Origin of the sequence: Amycolatopsis sp. VC5-11, from assembly GCF_037034185.1 — a bacterium.
GTDB lineage: Bacteria > Actinomycetota > Actinomycetes > Mycobacteriales > Pseudonocardiaceae > Amycolatopsis > Amycolatopsis nivea.
In genome coordinates this window covers 46,096-63,994 of sequence record NZ_JBAGKF010000016.1, presented here as the reverse complement: position 1 = coordinate 63,994, position 17,899 = coordinate 46,096, and the positions used below count along the sequence as shown (strand labels likewise).

Sequence of the window (17,899 nt, the reverse complement as noted above, 5' to 3'; positions counted from 1 at the left end):
CCGGGCATTCACGCGTCCAGCGCCACTTTCACACCCGTGGTGGCCTCGGTGTTGCGCCGGGTCTTGGCCCAGCCGTTGCGGCCGCGCACCAAGCGGAACAGCGCGCGCCAGGACGTGATGTAGAAGGTGTAGATGTAGGCCGCGTACAACAGGCCCATGCCGATGCCGCGGAAGATGTTCTTGCTGCGCAGGCATTTCATCTGGTAGATCGGGCCCCACACGACGAACGGCAGCAACCCGAACGAACCGTAGATCGCGAACAGGATCCAAGCGCCGCCGGTGAACCACGTCCACACCTGACCGGGATCGCCCGCGGTGCTCACGAGAAGCAGGATGAACGGCACCGGGTACAGCAGCGAGCCGAGCAGCTGCATCCACGGCTGCGCCAGGTAATACATCATCTCCGCGGCGCCCAAAGTGGACACGTGCGGCGAGTCCCAGATCCGGCGCAGGTACCGCATGCACTGCATGGTTCCCTGGCCCCATCGCGTGCGCTGCACCAGGAACCGGCGGAGGCTGTACAGACCTTCTTGCGCCACATGCGAATCCGGCGTGAACCCGGTGCGCCAGCCCGCGGTGAGCAGGTGTACGCCGAGTTCGAAGTCCTCCAGCAGCGAACCGCGCCACGGGGCCAGTTCGTCGCCCGCGATCGAGTCCAATGCGGACAGCCGGGTGAACTGCCCGTTGCCGCCCATGGAGATCGTGCCGGTGAAGCCGCGGGAGGTCTGGATCGCCGCGATCGCGGTGCGGAACTCCAGGTCCTGCAACTGGGCGAGCTTGAGCCCGAAGGCGCGGGAGAACCACGTGCAGCCGGGCGGACGGCTGCGGAAGTTGCTCATCCGGACGTCGAGTTGAACGGCGCCAACGGTTTCGTCGCCGAACAGGTGGTCCGCGGCGCACACTTCGAGACAGTTCGGCGCGGGACGGCCGTCCGCGTCGACCACCACGACCACGACCCGGTCCCGGTCCGCGTCGGGACCGAGCCAGTCGTCCAGTTCGCGATAGGCGGCGTTGAGCGCGTCTCCCTTGCCCGTACGCGCTTCCGGGCGCTGACGGGCGACGAGGTGCAGATTCGGGTCGTAGCCGCCGTTGCGCCGCCACACCGAGCGCACGACGCGGGCGGTGCGGTCGTCGGAGTCGTCGTCCACGACCCACACGTGCGCGCGGCGGAAGGTGCCGCGCAGGTACTTCACCGTCTCGCGGATCACCACCTCCTCGTCGCGGCAGGGGACGAAGAAGTGCCAGGAGAAGTCGGCCGGATCGCCGACCGGAGCGGGCTTGCGGCGCAGGTACGGCACGACGATCACCACGACGTACACGAGGAACGCGACGCTCATGGTCAGCGCGAACGCCTGCGTGACCGACAGCAGGATCTTCAGGCCGGAACCGCTCACGCCGCGGCCCGTTTCTCGGCCTTCGTCTTCCGCGTCGCCAGCCACACGAACAGCACCAGCGAGATCGCGCCGCCGATGACGCTGACCAGCGAGCCGAGCAGCGTGTGGCCCCAGTAGTAGCCCTCGTCGGTGCCGAGCCCGTTGACCAGCCCGACGATGGTGAGAATGCGTAACTGATTAACCAAGATCACCGTGATCGCGGAAATTCCCAGCGAGAAAAAGAGCCTGCGGGCATTCTGTGGCCGGAACCACAGAAGTGCGGCGGTCACTAATAGCAACGGCAGCAGAAGGAATACCGACGAGCATTCCGGAGTCATCCGCAACCCGAATGGAGTATCGCCAGACAACCCGAAGTAGACCGATTCCCGGTTTCCGGCCACATAGACCCCCGATGAGGTGACAATCCGGAGGATGACCCCGGCCAGTCGCACCTCCAGCTCCCGGTACCCGCGTTCCACGAGCACCAGCACCACCCCCGCGGCGAGCACCCCGACCACCGCCATACGCAGCGGAAACCGGGATGCGCCTGACACCGGCGCGTTGACTGCTGTCACGACGACCCTCTCGAGAAGAAACCCAGCGGAACCGGGCGGACCCGGCCACGGTCGTGTCCGCGACGGCTCCCGCCCTGCGCCGGGCAGCCCCATTCCGGGGACACCCGAGCAGCTTTCGGCATATTCTTACGCACTCTTGCTACTCCGTTAGAGTGATGCTTCACGCAACCTGGGGAAAAGCGAATTCTTATCACCCGATGTGGTGATTGAGGGCAAAAAACTGTGCCATTTCGGAAACCTCAGCCGATAACCGATCCGCGTGCCGACTCTTGCTCAGCGGGTTTAGTCCGCGCAGCGGCTCGCCCTGAGAAAAATCGGAGGACCAGTGAAGAGACACCTCGTGCGACGAGGCGGCCTGCTCGCCGCTGTCGTGGCGAGCATCGCCCTGGCCGGAGCTGTTCCGGCCAGCGCCGCTCCCGGCGACGGGTCGGCCTACGGCGTCAACGTCGACGTGACGCTGCTCGGCCAGCCCGCGGTGCATCTCGGCCCGCTCGCGGCCGCGAACACCAACGGCCCGACGGAAAGCACCGCGGTCTCCGCGAACGTGCCCGGCGTGCTGACCACCGGCGTGATCAAGACGTCCGCCGTGCGCGACGACAACTCCGGCGCGGTCACGGCGAAGGCGTCCGTCGCCGACGTCGGGCTGCCGCTGCTCAAGGCCGCCGCCGGCGATGTCGGCGTGAAGGCGGTCGAAGCCGTCTGCACCGCGACGCAGGAAGGCGTCAAGGGCAGCACCACGCTGGTCGGCGCGAACCTCGGCACCCTCGGCAAGGTCGACGCCACCCCGGCGGCGAACACCCAGCTGAAGGTCCAGGTCGGCCCGCTGCACGTGGCGACGCTGATCCTGAACGAGCAGATCAAGAACAACGACGGCAGCCTCACCGTCAACGCGCTGCACCTGAAGCTGCTCGGCGGCGCCGCACTGGGCGCGCTCGGCTCGGGCGACGTGATCCTGTCGTCGGCGACCTGCGGCCCGGCCGCTCCGCCGATGCCGCTCGCCTCGGGCGCAGGCATGTGGATCGGGTTCGGCGTGGTCGCCGCGATCGCGGTGCCGGTCGGCCTGCGTTTCTCCCGGCGTCGTTCGGCTGCCTGACCCGGTGAGGTGATGGATCGATGTACAAGATGCCTGGCGCCGGGGTCGGCGTCGCCGGTGGCGGGGTGGGCACCCTCGCCGCCACCGGCGCCGACGTCGGCTGGTGGCTCGCGGTCGGGGTGGCGCTGGTGATCCTCGGGATCGTCGCGCTGATCGCCGTCCGCCGCCGGAATCGGCGGTTCGCCCGCCTGGACGGCTGAAGAATCCGGGCTGCCGGCGTGATCCCGCCGGCAGCCCGGTTTTCCGGGACACTCGAAAGGGTGAAAACGTTGGACGTGATGCTGCTGGCCGGGACGCGCCCGGAGGCGGTGAAGCTCGCGCCGCTCGCGCTGGCCCTGGACGCCCGGCCCGGGCTGCGGCCGCTGGTCGTGCACAGCGGTCAGCATCAGGGCATGGTCGAGCAGGCGCTGGCCCCGTTCGAGGTCGGGATCGACGCGTGGCTCGACGTGCCGCCGCGGGTGTCCGGCACGCAGGCGGAACTGGTGTCCGGCCTGCTGCCCGCGCTCGACGCCGCGCTGCGCCGGTACCAGCCGTCGGCCGTCGTCGTGCAAGGCGACACCACCACCGGACTGGCCGGCGCGCTCGCCGCGTTCTGGCTCGGCATTCCGGTGGTGCACCTCGAAGCCGGGCTGCGTACGCACGACTTGGCGTCGCCGTTCCCCGAGGAGGGAACGCGGCAGATGATCTCGCGGATCGCCGCGCTGCACCTGGTCCCGACGGCGGCCGCGGGCGCGGCGCTGCGGGCCGAGGGCGTGCCTTCGGAGCGGATCACGCGTACGGGCAACACAGTCGTCGACGCGGTGCTCGCGGTGGCGGCGCGCGATTTGCCCGCGCGCGATCCGGCGCTTGCCTTGCTGGAGATGGGAATCGCCGAAGCGGGCGAGCAGTTGGTGCTGGTGACGTCGCACCGCCGCGAGTCGTGGGGCGAACCGTTGACGCGCACGCTGACTGCCGTGCGCCAGATCGTCGATGCCCATCCGCGCGTGCAGGTGCTGTTCCCGGTGCATCCGAATCCGGCTGTGCGGGAACAGGTCGAGGAGGTGCTGGGCGGGGTTGCGCGGGTGACCGTCACCGAGCCGTTGGAGTACCCGGATCTCGTGCGCGCACTGCGGTTGGCGTCGCTCGTGCTGACGGATTCCGGTGGTATTCAAGAAGAAGCACCGACGTTCGGTACGCCGGTGCTGGTGTTGCGTGACACTACGGAACGCCCGGAGGCCGTCGAAGCCGGTTGCGCTTGGCTGGTCGGCACCGACACCGAACTGATCACCGACACCGCCGCGCGCATTCTCCGCGGGGAGATCAGCGCTGCCGCATCAGCGAATCCGTACGGAAACGGTTCCGCGGCCGCACGGTCAGCGTTGGCGATCGAGGCGCTGCTGGGGGTGTCGCTTGATGCCGCTGCCCTGGTGAGTCCTAAAGGGACACAACATTGACCGGCAGGCCCGGGTTCGCCGAAAAGTCCAGCGGTGCCACGGATCGACCAGCCGCCACCACGTGCGCACCCAACGCCGCGATCATCGCGCCGTTGTCCGTGCACAAGCGCGGCCGCGGCACGCGCAGCTCAATGCCAGCCTCCGCGCATCGCTCCGCGGCCAGTTCGGAAAGCCGCGAATTCGCTGCCACGCCACCGGAAATCACCAACGTGCCGATGTTTTGTTCACGCGCGGCACGGATCGCCTTCGCGGTGAGCACGTCCGCGACCGCTTCCTGAAAGGACGCCGCGACGTCGTTCACCGGCACCTGATCGCCAGCGCGCTCGGCGTTCTCCACCCAGCGGGCCACCGCCGTTTTCAAGCCGGAGAAGGAAAAGTCGAACTTCGCGTCGCGCGGGCCGGTCATCCCGCGCGGGAACGCGATCGCCTTCGGGTTGCCCTGCTTGGCCGCCTTGTCGATCGGCGGCCCGCCCGGGTACGGCAGCTCCAGCACCCGCGCGACCTTGTCGTACGCCTCGCCCGCCGCGTCGTCCACAGTGGACCCGAGTTCGGTGATGCTCGACGCGATGTCGTCCACTCGCAACAGTTGCGTGTGGCCGCCGGAAACGAGCAACGCCAACACCGGCGTCGGCAACGGGCCGTGCTGCAACGTGTCCACCGCGATGTGCCCGGCAAGGTGATTCACGCCGTACAGCGGCACATCCAACGCGGTCGCATACGCCTTGGCCGCCGAAACGCCCACCAGCAACGCGCCAGCGAGACCGGGCCCGGCCGTCACCGCGATCGCGTCCACATCGGACAGTTTCAGCCCGGCGGTGGCGAACGCACGCTCCGCCGTCGGCACCATCGCTTCGAGATGCGCACGACTGGCGACCTCCGGCACGACCCCGCCGAAGCGAGCGTGCTGGTCCACACTGGACGCGACCTCGTCGGCGAGCAGCTCCACCGTGCCGTCGTCGTGCAGCCGGACGAGGCCGACCCCGGTCTCGTCGCAGGAGCTTTCGATACCCATGATGACGCGCGCCATCAGCCGGCCACCTCGTCTCGTGCCGGGGCCTGCGCGGGGCGGGCCATGGTGAACGCGTCCGCACCGGAGGGCTGGTAGTAGCGCCGCCGGATGCCAAGTTTTTGGAAGCCGTGCGCCTCATACAGGTTCACGGCGGGGTCGTTGTCCGTGCGCACCTCGAGGAAGACCGCCGCGCGCAGCTCGTCCGCGCGCGTCAGCAACGCGCGAAGGAGCGCCTTGCCGATGCCCTGCCCTTGCGCCTCCGGCACCACGCCGATCGTGTGGACGCTCGCTTCGTAGTCACCGCGCCGCCCGACCACCGCGAGCCCCGCGTACCCAAGCAGCGTCTCCCCGTCGTCCGACCGCGCTGCGAGGTAGTAATGCCCCTGGTCAAGCTCGGAGTGGAAGGCGCGCGCACTCCACGGATCGTCGCCGGGAAAGAGGATCTTCTCGATCTCCGCGCACTTCCCGACGTCAGCGCGGCGCAGCTGGTCGAGCTTCACAGCGCAGTCACCCTCTTGCGCGCCGCGGGCTCGACAGCGTCCGGACGACGCAGGTACAGCGGCGTCAACGGCTCCGGCTCCGCGCGCTCGAGAAGCGCCGTACGCGCCACGCGCACCAACCCAGCCGGCGACGGAAACCGCGGCTCGATCGGCACCACGCCCACCGATGCCGCGTACTGCAACGCACCATCGCCCGCCGCTACGCGAATGTCAGTCTCAATGTCCGCGGGCCGCTGTACGTGCGGACCGTCGGTGCGCGCGCCCGAAGCGTCGTACGCAGCCCAGTAGACCTCGCGACGCCGTGCGTCCGTGAAGACGAGAAACAACTTCTCCGTGCGTACGACGTCAGACGCGATCGCGTCGAGACTGCACACCGGGTACGCCGGGATGCCGAGCGCGTGCGCATACGCAGCCGCCGTGGCCATGCCAGCCCGCAACCCGGTGAACGGACCAGGCCCGACGCCGCACACGATCGCGTCCAGTTCGCGGAGCGTGACGCCAGCCTCCTCCGCGGCCGCCAGCGCATGCGGGGCGATCAGCTCGCCGTGCGCCCGAGGATCCACCGTGACGCGGTCCGCCCGGGTGACAAGCTCAGCCTCGTCGACGGCAACGATGCCCGCCGTTACCGCCGGAGTAGCCGTGTCGATCGCCAATACCAGCACGATTTCCCAGGATAGCTCGGGTCCGAAGGGGACAAGGGGGCGGGTTTGGGGGTGCGGGAGGATACGTTCCGTGACCAAGCTGTCTATCGCGGCCTTGTTCGGCAGCGTGCTGGTTCTGGCCGGTTGTTCGGCCGCTCCGGCCCCTCTCTCGGAGTCGTCCGCGCCGCCCGAGGTGCCGCAGGTGCCCCATCCGCTCAACGTGCGGAAATACGAACAGGACCCGTGCGCCCTGCTCCCGCAGGCAGCGGAGGTCTTCGGCGCGGTCCGCAACCGCAAGATCACCGGCAATGTAGCCCCGGTCTGCAGCTGGAACGACCGCGAAAACAGCTCGCTGGCCGTCGGTCTGGTCCCCGGGCAGGGCGGCCTCGCCACCGTCTACGGAAACCGGAGCAGCACCGGCTACTTCGAACCGGCCCCCTCCATCGACGGCTACCCGGCTGTCTACACCAACGTCCTGGACAACCGTTCAGACGGCGGTTGCCAAGTCGCGGTCGGCGTCCGCTCCGACGAGACGTTCACCAGCTCAGTCATCCTCTTCCCGCGGTCGCCCTCCTACGCCGACCCCTGCGCAGTCGCACTCAAAGCAGCTACGGCGGTCGTCGCCACCCTCAGGGCAGGCTCCTGACACCTGCCCGGCTTGGGGGATTTTGTCCACACAGGGAACCTCGACCGATTAAGCTCAGTCAGAGCATCGGCAGTCGCAGACAGTGCCGCCGGGAGCGAGGGGGAGCGTCGTCGTGGGCAATGGGCAGTCGTCCAGCAACAGCCAGCCGGTGGACGGTCGCGCGGGGTACGTCGACCCGGAAGAGCAGGCCAAACGCGACCGCCAGGACAAGCAGTTCGGCGAAGCGATGAACTCCAACGGCGTACGCGTCTACCAGCAGCGCGCGGCAGAGGACGCGAAGGTAAACGCCGCCGCGGCGGGCGGCGGGTTCAACATGGACGTCGACGCGATGCGGAAGCTGCAGCCCAAGTGGCAGGGGATCGCGGACAAGCTCAACGACATGATCCGAACCGGTGACCAGCTGAAGGTCGTTCCCCCACCCGCCGAAGACCCGGCCAGCACGCTGCAAAAGAAGGCGGCTGACGGCCATGCCGACGCATACTTGGCCAGCCTTCAGCAGCAACAGGCCTACGCACAGGGGTACGCGGACAAGCTGCAAGACGCCATCGCCAAGTACGAGAAACAAGACCACGCCAACACGAGCAGCCTGCGCAAGCAAGGATGAACCGGGTGAAGCCCATCGCTCTCGCCGCGACCGGCGGCCTCGTTCTGCTCGCCGTCACTGCCTGCTCCTCGACCCCGGGCACACCGGTTCCGGCGACACCTGAGTCGTCCTCGGCACCGACGAGCACGTCGCGCAGCGTGCCCAAGGTGAGCAACCCGCTCGACGCGGCCAAGTACGAGCAGAACCCGTGCGCCCTGCTCAGTCAGGCCCAGGCGACCGAGGTCATCAGCTCCGTCCGCAATCGCCAGGGCAAGGGCCTCGTCGCGCCCATCTGCACCTGGTACGACGCCGACAACAACAGCGTCGGCCTCGGACTCCTTCCTGGGCAGGGCGGCCTCGCCGGCGCCTACACCAACGCCGACAGCGAATCCGGCTACTTCGAAGCCGCACCCGACGTCAACGGCTACCCCGCCGTCTTCGCAGGCACCACCGACGACCGGAAACGCGGCGGCTGCCAAATCGCCGTCGGAATCAAGGACGACGAACTCTTCACCGCATCCGTGCGCCTTCGAACGACGTCGCCTCTCTACAACGACCCGTGCTCGCTCGCGGTGAAAACGGCCACTGCTGCTGTTACGACGATCAAGGCAGGTACGTGATGCCAGCCCGTGCCGTGCTGGACATCATCCGGCCCAGAGCAGCAGAACCCGCGAATCCCGTCGCGCTCGCTACGACCGGCAGTCTGCTGTTGCTCGCCATGACGGCCTGTTCGTCCGTTTCCGGAACACCGACCCAGGCAACGCCGCAGCCATCTTCCGCACCGACGAGCACCGCGCACAGCGTGCCCAAGGTGAGCAACCCGCTCGACGCCGCCAAGTACGAGCAGAACCCCTGCGCCCTGCTCAGCCAAGCCCAGGCGACCCAGCTCATCAACTCCGTCCGCAACCGCCAGGCCGCAGGCGCCGTCGCGCCCATCTGCAGCTGGATTGACGCCGACGGCAACCGGATCGGACTCGGGCTCCTCCCGCACCAGGGCGGCTTGGCCAGCGCGTACCAGCACCAGGACAGCCAGTCTGGTTACTTTGAAGCGATTCCCGACATCAATGGTTACCCGGCGGTTCTTTCCGGAACGACCGACAGCCGGAAAAGCGGCGGCTGCCAGGCCATCGTCGGGATCAAAGACGACGAAACCTTCACCAGTTCGATCCTGCTCCAGCCGCAATCGCCGCTCTATCAGGATCCGTGCTCTCTGGCAGTCAAAACGGCCGCGGCCGCCATCACGACGATCAAGGCCGGTACGTGATGACGAGCCGCATCGTCACTGGGCCCGAGTCGGCAAAACCGGTCACCTTCGCGGCGGCAGGGAGTCTCGTTTTGCTCGCCGTCACTGCCTGCTCCTCGACTCCAGGCACTCCGGTTCCGGCGACACCCGAGTCGTCCTCGGCACCGACGAGCACCACGCGCAGCGTGCCCAAGGTGAGTAACCCCCTCGACGCCACCAAGTACGAGCAGAACCCCTGCGCCCTGCTCAGCCAGGATCAGGCGACCCAGCTCATCAGCGCCGTCCGCCACCGCCAAGGGCAAGGCATCGTGGCACCCATCTGTAGCTGGTACGACGACCGTGACAACAGGGTCGGCCTCGGGCTGCTCCCCGGACAAGGCGGCCTCGCCGGCGCTTACACCAACGCCGACAGCGAATCCGGCTACTTCGAAGCCGCCCCCGACGTCAACGGCTACCCCGCCGTCTTCGCAGGCACCACCGACGACCGGAAACGCGGCGGCTGCCAAATCGCCGTCGGAATCAAGGACGACGAGACCTTCACCGCCTCCGTGCTGCTCGACAAATCGTTCCCCGGCTATGCCGACCCGTGCGCATTGGCAGCGAAAACCGCCGCCGCTGCCGTCACCACTCTCAAGGCAGGTGCTTGATGGGCAACCTCTCCCCGCAGGAAATCGTTCGCCTGGTCAAATCCGGCAAGGGTTCCGGTGGCATGTTCCACGGTTCCGACCAGTCGGCGGCGCTCTCCGCTCAGCACGAGGACATCGCCAACGAAATGCGGCAGCTCCAGAGCGCGATGGACGAGTACTGGAAAGGCGACGCCGCCGGGCGGGCCTACGTCGGGGCCGGGCCGCTGGTTCAGGCTTCGCAGACCAGTGGCCAGCACCTCGCGCAGGCGGAGGCGCTCTACTCCGGCCAGGGCGGTTCCTTCGAGGGGCTTCGCGACAAAATCGCGTCGGTCGGCGATCTCGGGGACAAACCGTCGGACGACTGGGTCAGCGACACTCCGTTGTCCTTCCTCTCCAACCGTTCCGACGAAATCGACGCGTGGAACAAGAAAGCGCAAGAAGTCGTCAGCAGTTACGAGTCCTATCACGGGGAATCGACCGAGAACTCCGCTCGCTGGGCGGACCCGTCGCAATACGGCGAGCTGGCCCTCCCCTCCGCTGGCGGTGACTTCACCATCACCCAGCCCGGCGGCACCGGCACCGCGCATCTGCCCACGCACTACACCCCGGGTGGCCCCGGCGGCACCGCTGGGACCTACACCGAGGGCGGCTACGTCGGCGGCACCACCGGCAGTACGGGCGGCACCGACGGCGGCACCAGCCACCGCGACCACACCAACGATCGCACTGGGCCGCCGGGGACCTTGCCTCCTTCGGAGACCCATCGGTGGGATCCGGGGCCTCCGCCGCACACCAACCCGACGGAGACGCCGGGCAAATACGTTCCCCCGCACAACAACCTGCCGGACGACACCCGGACGTCCAGTTACGTTCCGCCGGACCTGACGAGCGTCAACAACCCCACCAGCACCGGGAATCCCAACTCCTGGTCGGTCAACAGCAGCAACCCCAACACCACCGGCGGGGGCGGCAGCGGTCTGTACACGCCGGGGCTCCCCGGAACCGGCGGCGGCAACGCGGGCAGCCTCGGGAACACAGGCAACACGGGCAACGGCAACAGCGTCGGCCGAGGTGCGGGAACCGGCACAGGACCGTTCGGCAACGCCGAAGCCGCCGGGCGAGGCGGAGCAGCGGCGGGTGCCAACGGGCGCGCGGGGGCACCCGGCATGGGCGCGGGTGCGATGGGCCGCGGTCAGAAGGGCGAAGGCGAAGAAGACCTCGTCCACGAGACCGCCGACTACCTGGTCGAGCAGGACCCGGACGCCGCCCTCATCGGGGACCTTCCGAAGGCGGTTCCGCCGGTGATCGGGCTCTGACGATGCTCGTGCTCGCCCGCGAGGTGGTGCTCCCTGCCGACTGCCTGCCCCTCGCGGCGGAACTGGCGGGGGTTTCGCTCCCGGCGGCGCTCGCGCCCGATCCGCTTTGGCGCGACCCCGAGGAGATGCGCGCGTACCGCGAAGCCGCGGTAAGCGCGATGGCCGACCAAGGCGTGTGGGGGCGCGGCGGTCTGGACGAGACGTTCGTCCGGACCATGACCGTGTTGTGCCGTGGGGCCAGCGAACTGTCGGCGACCGTCGAGAGCGGGCGGGACCGGCGGTACCGGCTGGTCGTCGCGGCCTCGGACAAGGACGCGGTGCTCGCCTGCCACATGCCGTCCACCAGCACCGTGGTGTTGCGACCAGCGCGAGCCGAGGCGCTGGCCGAGGACTTGATCCGGGAGTTGCCGCGCGTCCAGCCCGCGCAGGGGCAGGCGGTGTCGGTGCCGGAATCGGCGTTGAACCTGGCGATTGACGGCGGTCCGGCGCGGCAGGACGTCCGGCATCTGCTCGACGTCGCCGCGTTGCCGAGGGCAGGCGGCGGGCAGATCACCGCGGCGGTTCGCGACGGGCTCGGCGGGCGGCGGATCAGCGGGCGCGACATCTGCACGTATTACGACACCGAGCACGGGCGCTACCTGTTCTCGTTCTCCGAAACCGACGGCGGCGAGCGGTACGTGAACGTCGCGCCGGCCCGGTACGAAACGATGGTCGAGCGGGTGCGCGCGCTGCTCGATAATCTCGCCTGAACCTGGGTACCCCTGACAATCAGGATCTGTGAATCGCGTCGCAGGTGGCGAGCGCCACAAGGCGGTACGGTGCGGTTCCAGGTGCCGGTGACGCAGGAGGTCCGCGAAAGTGCCCGATCCGCTGTTCCCCGCAGTCGCCGCCGGATCCTGCAAGGAAGCGCTGCGCTTCGGCGACCGAAAACTCACCTACGCCGAACTCGGCGCGGTCGCCGGGGCGCTGGCCGCCGAGCTGCCGCGAGACCGCCGGGTCGCGGTGTGGGCGACGCCGACGCTGCACACCAGCGTCGCGGTGGTCGCCGCGTTGCTCGCCGGGGTTCCGGTGGTGCCGCTCAACCCCAAGATCGGCGAACGCGAACTCGGCCACATCCTCGCCGACAGCGAGCCCGCGCTGGTGCTCGCCGAGCCCGGCGTCGAACTGCCCGCCGCGCTCGACCTGCCGCGGCGCGACACTCCGCTGGAGGGCGACGGGAAGCCGCCGGCCGGCGAGCCGGATGCCGAAGCGCCCGCGTTCATCGTCTACACCTCCGGCACGACCGGTCCGCCCAAGGGTGTCGTACTCCCCCGCCGCGCGATCGCGACCACGCTCGACGCGCTCGAGGACGCCTGGCAATGGACGGCCGACGACGTGCTCGTCCACGGCCTCCCGCTGTTCCACGTCCACGGCCTGATCCTCGGCATCCTCGGTCCGCTGCGGCGCGGCGGCTCGGTCCGCCACCTCGGCCGGTTCTCCCTCGAAGGCGTCACCGGAGAACTCGCGAACGGCGCGACGATGCTGTTCGGCGTCCCGACGATGTACCACCGGATCGCCGAAGCGGTCGCGACCGACGAAGCCCTCGCCGACGCGCTCAAGTCCGCGCGGCTGCTGGTCTCCGGCTCGGCCGCGCTGCCGGTGCACGACCACCAGCGGATCACCGCCGCGACCGGACAACAGGTCGTGGAGCGCTACGGCATGACCGAAACCCTGATGAACACCAGCGTCCGCGCCGACGGCGAGCGCAAGCCGGGTTCGGTCGGCGTCCCGCTCGCCGGGGTCGACCTGCGGCTGGTCGACGAGACCGGGGCCGCGGTCGAGGAGCCCGACGCGGTCGGCGAGATCCAGGTCCGCGGGCCGAATCTGTTCACCGAGTACCTCAACCGCCCGGACGCGACCGCCGCCGCGCTCGACGGCGGCTGGTTCCGCACCGGCGACATGGCCACCCTCGACCCCGACGGCTACGTCCGGATCGTCGGACGCAAAGCCACCGACCTGATCAAGAGCGGCGGCTACAAGATCGGCGCGGGCGAGATCGAGAACGCGCTGCTGGAACACCCGAACGTCGCCGAGGTCGCGGTGACCGGCGAACCGGACGACGACCTCGGCGAGCGGATCGTCGCGTGGGTCGTGCCGGACGGCGAACGCCCGACGGTCGAGCAACTCGCCGACCACGTGTCGAAGCTGCTCGCCCCGCACAAGCGGCCGCGCGTGGTGCGGTACCTGGATGCGTTGCCGCGCAACGACATGGGCAAGGTCATGAAGCGAGCGCTGGGATGAGGACGACCGCGCGCGAGCTGCTGGCCGGCCTTTCCACCGGGTTCACCGATCTGCCCGTCGCGGACACTCCGGCGGACGATCCGCTCGGCTGGCCGGGATATCCGGAGGCTAGGGCCGCAGCCGCCGCGCGCACGGGCGAAACCGAATCGGTGGTCGTCGGGGAAGCCCGCGTCGGCGACGTGCCCACGGTGCTGATCGCCTGGGAGTTCGGCTTCCTCGGCGGTTCGATCGGACAGCAGACCGGCGACCGCGTCGAAGCCGCCTTCGCGCACGCGAAAGAGCGTGGACTGCCCGTGGTTTCGCTGGTCGCGACGGGCGGCAGCCGGATGCAGCACGGCATGCGCGCGCTTTCCCAGCTCCAGCGAATCGCGCGCGCCGCCGCGGAAGCACGCGCGGCGGGTGTCCCGCAGATTTCCGTTCTCCGCGATCCGTCCACCGGCGGCGGCTGGGCGACGCTCGGTGCCGGTTCCGACGTCGTGTTGGGACTGCCAGACGCCCAAGTGGGCTTCGCTGGCTCCCGCGTACGGCCTGCGACGTCACCCGCAGAGGCGTACACCGTCGAAGCGAAGCTTGAGTGGGGCCAGGTCGACCGTCTCGTTGCGACAGAGGAACTGGGCGACGTACTCGCGCGATGGCTACGGCTGTTGGCTTCTCCGTCGACAGAGCCCGCTCCCCCGCCAAAAGCCCTTCGCAACGCCGCGCTGCCCGAAACCGGCTGGGACGCTGTACGAGCTGCGCGCGCCTCTTCGCGAGCGCGCGCACCCGAGTACCTCGACGCGTACTTCGACTGGCGAGAGAACGTACAAGGCGACCGTGCCGGTCACGTGGACGAAGGCGTCCAATGTGGCTTCGGCTGGCGAGACGGCCGCGCGATCGCGTACGCAGCACAGTGCGGCACCGCGACGCGCCCGGCAGGTTTCCGCACTGCGGCACGACTCGTGCGGCTGGCGTCCCGGCTAGGGATTCCGGTGCTGACTCTGGTGGACACTCCCGGCGCGGCGAACGACGCGGAAGCGGAAGAAGGCGGGATCGGGCCAGCGATCGCGGAGCTGTTCGAGGCGATCGCCACCGCCGCGGTGCCGGTCACGACGCTGGTGATCGGCGAGGGCGGTTCCGGTGGCGCGCTGGCCTTCGCCGCTGAAGGCGCGACGTGGATCGCCCCGGACGCCTACTTCTCGGTCACTTCCCCGGAGGCCGCGGCGGCGATCCTGAAACGCCCGATGACCGACGTGCCTGCCGTGGCCGACCAGCTGCGGTTGCGTCCGCAGGACCTGGTCGGCCTCGGCCTGGCAGTCGGGATCGTCGAGTCCTAACGGGTCACGCCTCGACGGCGCGGACCCGCCACTTGCGCTGCGCGTAGGACGCGAGGGTGGCCGCTACAGCGACTCCCGCGGTTGCACAGCTTGCGATGGCCACGAATACTGCCGTCATTGCGGCTCCTCCTCACGGGTTGCGCGCGTCAAATGCCGTCGGCGAATCCGGATGATCCGCTGGCCGACGCGTGCGAGTTGATGGGGTTTTACAGGTATCTACCTGCTATAACGCATGCTCCCCGGTCTGCGTTACCTGCGCTACCCCCGAGCGGGAGTGAGACGTGTCACGTTAGGCTTTGGACCGCTCGCGGTAGGTGATGTCGGGGGCTCTGCGCAGTGAGTCCCGAAAACGCGAAGGGAGCGATGTGACAGAGGCAGCAGACGGGAGGGGGCCGTCGGGCGGCGCCACCGTCACGGACGACGCGACAATGCGCCGGGCGGTCGGCGCGGCCGCGGTCGGCAACATCACCGAGTGGTTCGATTTCGGGGTCTACGGCTACCTCTCCACGACCATCGAGGCACAGTTCTTCCCGCCCGGCAATCCCGCGCTGGCCCAGCTCGCGACGTTCGCGACCTTCGCGGTGGCGTTCCTGGTGCGTCCGCTCGGCGGCCTGTTCTTCGGCCCGCTCGGCGACAAGATCGGCCGGACCAAGGTGCTCGCGGTGACGGTCATCCTGATGGCGACCGGCACGTTCCTCATCGGACTGATCCCGTCGTACTCCTCGATCGGGCTGGCCGCGCCGATCCTGCTGGTGTGCGCGCGGGTCCTGCAGGGCTTCTCCACCGGCGGCGAGTACGCCGGCGCGATGACGTTCATCGCCGAGTACAGCCCGGACCGCCGCCGCGGCTACTTCGGCAGCTTCCTGGAGTTCGGCACCTTCATCGGGTACGCGCTGGGCGCGACCGTCTCGTCGGTGCTGCCGCTGGTTTCGACGCCGGCCTTCATGGACACCTGGGGCTGGCGGATCCCGTTCATGGTGGCGCTTCCGCTCGGCATCGTCGGGGTCTACCTGCGGACGAAGCTCGAGGAGACGCCCGCCTTCCAGCAGCTGCTCGACGAGTCGGGCAAGCGCGAGGACGCCGAAGCCAAGCACGTGGTCCGCACGATCTTCGCGAAGTACTGGCCGACGATGCTGCTGGCCGGCGGGCTCGTGGTGACCTGGAACGTCACCAACTACATGCTCACCAGCTACATGCCGACCTATCTGAAGGACGACCGCACGATGTCCGCGAACGGCGGGCAGGCGATCTCGGCGACCGCGGCGGAATGGCTGCAGATCGGCGTGCTGTGGCTGGGCGTGCTGCTCATCCCGCTGCTCGGCAGGCTCAGCGACAAGGTCGGCCGCAAGCCGATCCTGTGGGTCGGCGCGGGCGGGCTGATCGTGCTCGGCCTTCCGATGGTGCTGCTGCTCAAGAGCGGGTCGCTGATCTCGGTGCTGCTCGGCCTGGTCCTGATGGGACTGCTGCTGATCTGCTTCTCCTCGACCTGCCCGTCGACGCTGCCCGCGTTGTTCCCGACCGAGGTCCGCTACGGCGGGCTGTCGATCTCGTTCAACATCTTCGTGTCCGCGTTCGCCGGGACGGTGTCGCTGGTGATGAGCGCGCTGGTGCTGGCGACCGGGGATCTCAAGTGGCCCGGGTACTACCTGATGATCGCCGGCGTGGTCGGTGTGATCACGCTGCTGAAGCTGAAGGAGACCGCGAAGAAGCCGTTGCCGGGGTCTTCTCCGTCGTTGTCCGCTTCGGAGGACGCGGCGGCCAAGGCCGGCCAGTAACCGCCTGACGAGCTGAGAAGGGCCCCTCGCGTTCGAGGGGCCCTTCTTGGCGTTCAGGCCGCTTGCAGCTCGTCGTGGCGGGTCAGGCCACGTCGGAGGAGTTCGCCGTCCAGGTGTTGCACTGCTGGGTGCGGTTCTTCGTCGCGCCCTGGCGCCACCAGGCGATGGAGTGCTCGTCGGTGCCGTGGTCGCGAGGACCGTCGCCGTGGTCCCCGCGGTCCTCGGAGTCCCAGGCCTCGTTGTAGATGTTGCGGTCGATCGACCCGCCCGCGCTCGACGACGCACCGAGGAACATGCCGGAGAAGCACTGCGCCTGCAGTTCCAGACGGCGGGACAGCTCCAGCCCGGCGGCGGAGTCGGCGCCCGCGTCGTACCGCTGTTCGCTCATCGCATCCTCGACGCCGGACAGGTTCTGCACGTGGTGCCCGTATTCGTGGGCCAGCACCGCGAGGTAGATGCCGGGATGCGCGCCGTACTGCTCGATCTGGAGCTTGTCCATCGGCATGTAGATGGTCTCGTTCGTCGGGCAGTAGTAGGCGGCGAAATTGTCGCCGGACGAAGTGCACGGGCTTTGCATCTGGCCGGACTGCGCGACCACCAGGTTCGGGCCCTCGAACGGAAGGCCCGCGTCGCCGAGCACCGGCGCCCACACCGTGTTCAGGCAGCGGATGCCGGACTGGAAGAACCGTTCCGCGCCTGCCCGGTCCGAACCCCAGCGGCTGAGCGTGCACGCCACGTTCTGCAATCCGGCGTCGGCGCTGGCGAACAGCGGGTTCCGCGCGGTCTCCTTCACCGGTTGCGGGCCGCGGGGCGCCGGCGGGGCCTCGGACGCCGGTTCCGAGTCGCTGGTGGTTCCGCGGGTTTCCCTGGTTGTCGAGGCGGTCGTGGCCGAAGTGCTGCTTTCGGTGGTGTACCGGGTGGGCGACGTTTCCCTGGAGATCGGGGAATACGTCGGCGGCGGGGTGCTCGCCGCGTCGACGCGCTTGTCTTTGTGCACGGCCGCACCGAGCGCTGCCAGTCCCCCGACGACCAGCACGATCGCGCCGAGCACCGAGACCAGCACGATCACCCCGGTGTGCGATTTCTTCGGCGGTCGCTCGGCGCGATAGCCGTCGAGCCGGGCGCCCGCACCGAATGCCGGCGCGGGCACGCCAGGGGACGCGGCGAATGGTCCCGGCGCCGGAGCGACCTGCGGCGGCGGCAACGGCGCGGCAGGCGGCGGCAACGGAACTGCCGGTCCGGCAGCGGGAAACGGCGGTCCGGGAGGGAACTGCGGTGCCGGCGGAACCGGCGGCCCGCCCGGAAACTGCTGTCCCGGCGGCATCCCCGGTCCCGCCGTTCCGCCGCCTGGCATCCCGGCGCCCGGCGGCATCCCGGGCGGCAGCGGCCGCGGCGGCGGGAGCGGGGCGGCTCCCGGCGGCACCGGATAAGGACCGCCTTGCGGTGGCCAGGTCATCGTTCCCCCTGCGATTGCGTGATTCGCGTAATCCGGC

The 17,899-nt window shown here is 69.1% G+C and carries 19 protein-coding genes; 13 read left to right on the top strand and 6 right to left on the bottom strand.

Features of this window, described 5'->3' with window-relative positions; all coding sequences use genetic code 11:
- Positions 1-8 precede the first annotated feature (8 nt).
- Complete coding sequence (locus WA670_RS34545; protein WP_336160544.1) at positions 9-1,337, bottom strand: glycosyltransferase family 2 protein; 1,329 nt, start codon at positions 1,335-1,337, stop codon at positions 9-11.
- Between the two features lie 53 nt (positions 1,338-1,390).
- Positions 1,391-1,897 (bottom strand): exosortase P, encoded by a 507-nt coding sequence (gene xrtP / locus WA670_RS34540; protein ID WP_037816219.1) that lies wholly within the window; start codon positions 1,895-1,897, stop codon positions 1,391-1,393.
- A 376-nt stretch (positions 1,898-2,273) separates the two neighbouring features.
- Between xrtP and WA670_RS34535 the strand changes: the two genes are divergently transcribed.
- From WA670_RS34535 to wecB, 3 genes are all read left to right on the top strand, one after another.
- Positions 2,274-3,041, top strand: a complete 768-nt coding sequence (locus WA670_RS34535; protein ID WP_134667666.1) for a choice-of-anchor P family protein — start codon at positions 2,274-2,276, stop codon at positions 3,039-3,041.
- 20 nt (positions 3,042-3,061) lie between these two features.
- Entirely contained in the window at positions 3,062-3,241 is a 180-nt protein-coding gene (locus tag WA670_RS34530; protein ID WP_037816221.1) for an LPXTG cell wall anchor domain-containing protein, read from the top strand.
- A 69-nt stretch (positions 3,242-3,310) separates the two neighbouring features.
- On the top strand, positions 3,311-4,474 hold the full coding sequence (wecB, locus tag WA670_RS34525; protein ID WP_037816441.1) for a non-hydrolyzing UDP-N-acetylglucosamine 2-epimerase: 1,164 nt from the start codon (positions 3,311-3,313) through the stop codon (positions 4,472-4,474).
- Here the strand turns inward: wecB and tsaD are convergent.
- The 3 genes from tsaD to tsaB are packed head-to-tail and all read right to left on the bottom strand — an operon-like array spanning position 4,455 to position 6,645.
- Positions 4,455-5,501, bottom strand: a complete 1,047-nt coding sequence (gene tsaD, locus WA670_RS34520; RefSeq protein ID WP_043835247.1) for a tRNA (adenosine(37)-N6)-threonylcarbamoyltransferase complex transferase subunit TsaD — start codon at positions 5,499-5,501, stop codon at positions 4,455-4,457. The two genes, wecB and tsaD, sit on opposite strands and share 20 nt — an antisense overlap.
- Positions 5,501-5,983: a ribosomal protein S18-alanine N-acetyltransferase gene (gene rimI / locus WA670_RS34515; protein WP_134731477.1), complete on the bottom strand. Its 483-nt coding sequence runs from the start codon at positions 5,981-5,983 to the stop codon at positions 5,501-5,503. The genes tsaD and rimI overlap by 1 nt, the downstream gene beginning before the upstream one ends.
- Positions 5,980-6,645: a tRNA (adenosine(37)-N6)-threonylcarbamoyltransferase complex dimerization subunit type 1 TsaB gene (gene tsaB / locus WA670_RS34510; RefSeq protein WP_336160418.1), complete on the bottom strand. Its 666-nt coding sequence runs from the start codon at positions 6,643-6,645 to the stop codon at positions 5,980-5,982. The genes rimI and tsaB overlap by 4 nt, the downstream gene beginning before the upstream one ends.
- A 70-nt stretch (positions 6,646-6,715) precedes the next feature.
- Here tsaB and WA670_RS34505 point away from each other — a divergent pair, with 70 nt between their 5' ends.
- The 10 genes from WA670_RS34505 to WA670_RS34460 all read left to right on the top strand — a co-directional run bounded on the left by WA670_RS34505 (position 6,716) and on the right by WA670_RS34460 (position 16,406).
- Entirely contained in the window at positions 6,716-7,270 is a 555-nt protein-coding gene (locus WA670_RS34505; protein ID WP_336160416.1) for a DUF3558 domain-containing protein, read from the top strand.
- Positions 7,271-7,382: 112 nt separating this feature from the next.
- Positions 7,383-7,874: a PE domain-containing protein gene (locus WA670_RS34500; protein WP_037816225.1), complete on the top strand. Its 492-nt coding sequence runs from the start codon at positions 7,383-7,385 to the stop codon at positions 7,872-7,874.
- On the top strand, positions 7,871-8,473 hold the full coding sequence (locus WA670_RS34495; protein WP_442893147.1) for a DUF3558 domain-containing protein: 603 nt from the start codon (positions 7,871-7,873) through the stop codon (positions 8,471-8,473). The genes WA670_RS34500 and WA670_RS34495 overlap by 4 nt, the downstream gene beginning before the upstream one ends.
- Positions 8,474-8,487: 14 nt before the next feature.
- A complete protein-coding gene (locus WA670_RS34490) occupies positions 8,488-9,117 on the top strand; it encodes a DUF3558 domain-containing protein (RefSeq protein WP_336160413.1) in 630 nt (209 codons plus the stop codon).
- Entirely contained in the window at positions 9,117-9,743 is a 627-nt protein-coding gene (locus WA670_RS34485; RefSeq protein WP_051729168.1) for a DUF3558 domain-containing protein, read from the top strand. Before WA670_RS34490 ends, WA670_RS34485 begins: the two co-directional genes overlap by 1 nt.
- Positions 9,743-11,038, top strand: a complete 1,296-nt coding sequence (locus WA670_RS34480) for a hypothetical protein (protein ID WP_051729169.1) — start codon at positions 9,743-9,745, stop codon at positions 11,036-11,038. Before WA670_RS34485 ends, WA670_RS34480 begins: the two co-directional genes overlap by 1 nt.
- 2 nt (positions 11,039-11,040) lie before the next feature.
- Positions 11,041-11,787: an ESX secretion-associated protein EspG gene (locus WA670_RS34475; protein ID WP_037816227.1), complete on the top strand. Its 747-nt coding sequence runs from the start codon at positions 11,041-11,043 to the stop codon at positions 11,785-11,787.
- A gap of 109 nt (positions 11,788-11,896) precedes the next feature.
- Positions 11,897-13,318 carry an acyl-CoA synthetase gene (locus WA670_RS34470; RefSeq protein WP_037816228.1) on the top strand — a complete coding sequence of 474 codons (1,422 nt, stop codon included), beginning with the start codon at positions 11,897-11,899 and terminating at the stop codon, positions 13,316-13,318.
- Complete coding sequence (locus WA670_RS34465; RefSeq protein WP_037816229.1) at positions 13,315-14,631, top strand: carboxyl transferase domain-containing protein; 1,317 nt, start codon at positions 13,315-13,317, stop codon at positions 14,629-14,631. The genes WA670_RS34470 and WA670_RS34465 overlap by 4 nt, the downstream gene beginning before the upstream one ends.
- A gap of 365 nt (positions 14,632-14,996) precedes the next feature.
- Positions 14,997-16,406, top strand: a complete 1,410-nt coding sequence (locus WA670_RS34460) for an MFS transporter (RefSeq protein WP_134731496.1) — start codon at positions 14,997-14,999, stop codon at positions 16,404-16,406.
- An 82-nt stretch (positions 16,407-16,488) separates the two neighbouring features.
- Here the strand turns inward: WA670_RS34460 and WA670_RS34455 are convergent, their stop codons facing one another.
- Positions 16,489-17,862, bottom strand: coding sequence for a neutral zinc metallopeptidase (locus tag WA670_RS34455; protein WP_336160407.1), 1,374 nt, complete (start codon positions 17,860-17,862; stop codon positions 16,489-16,491).
- Between the last annotated feature and the right edge of the window lie 37 nt (positions 17,863-17,899).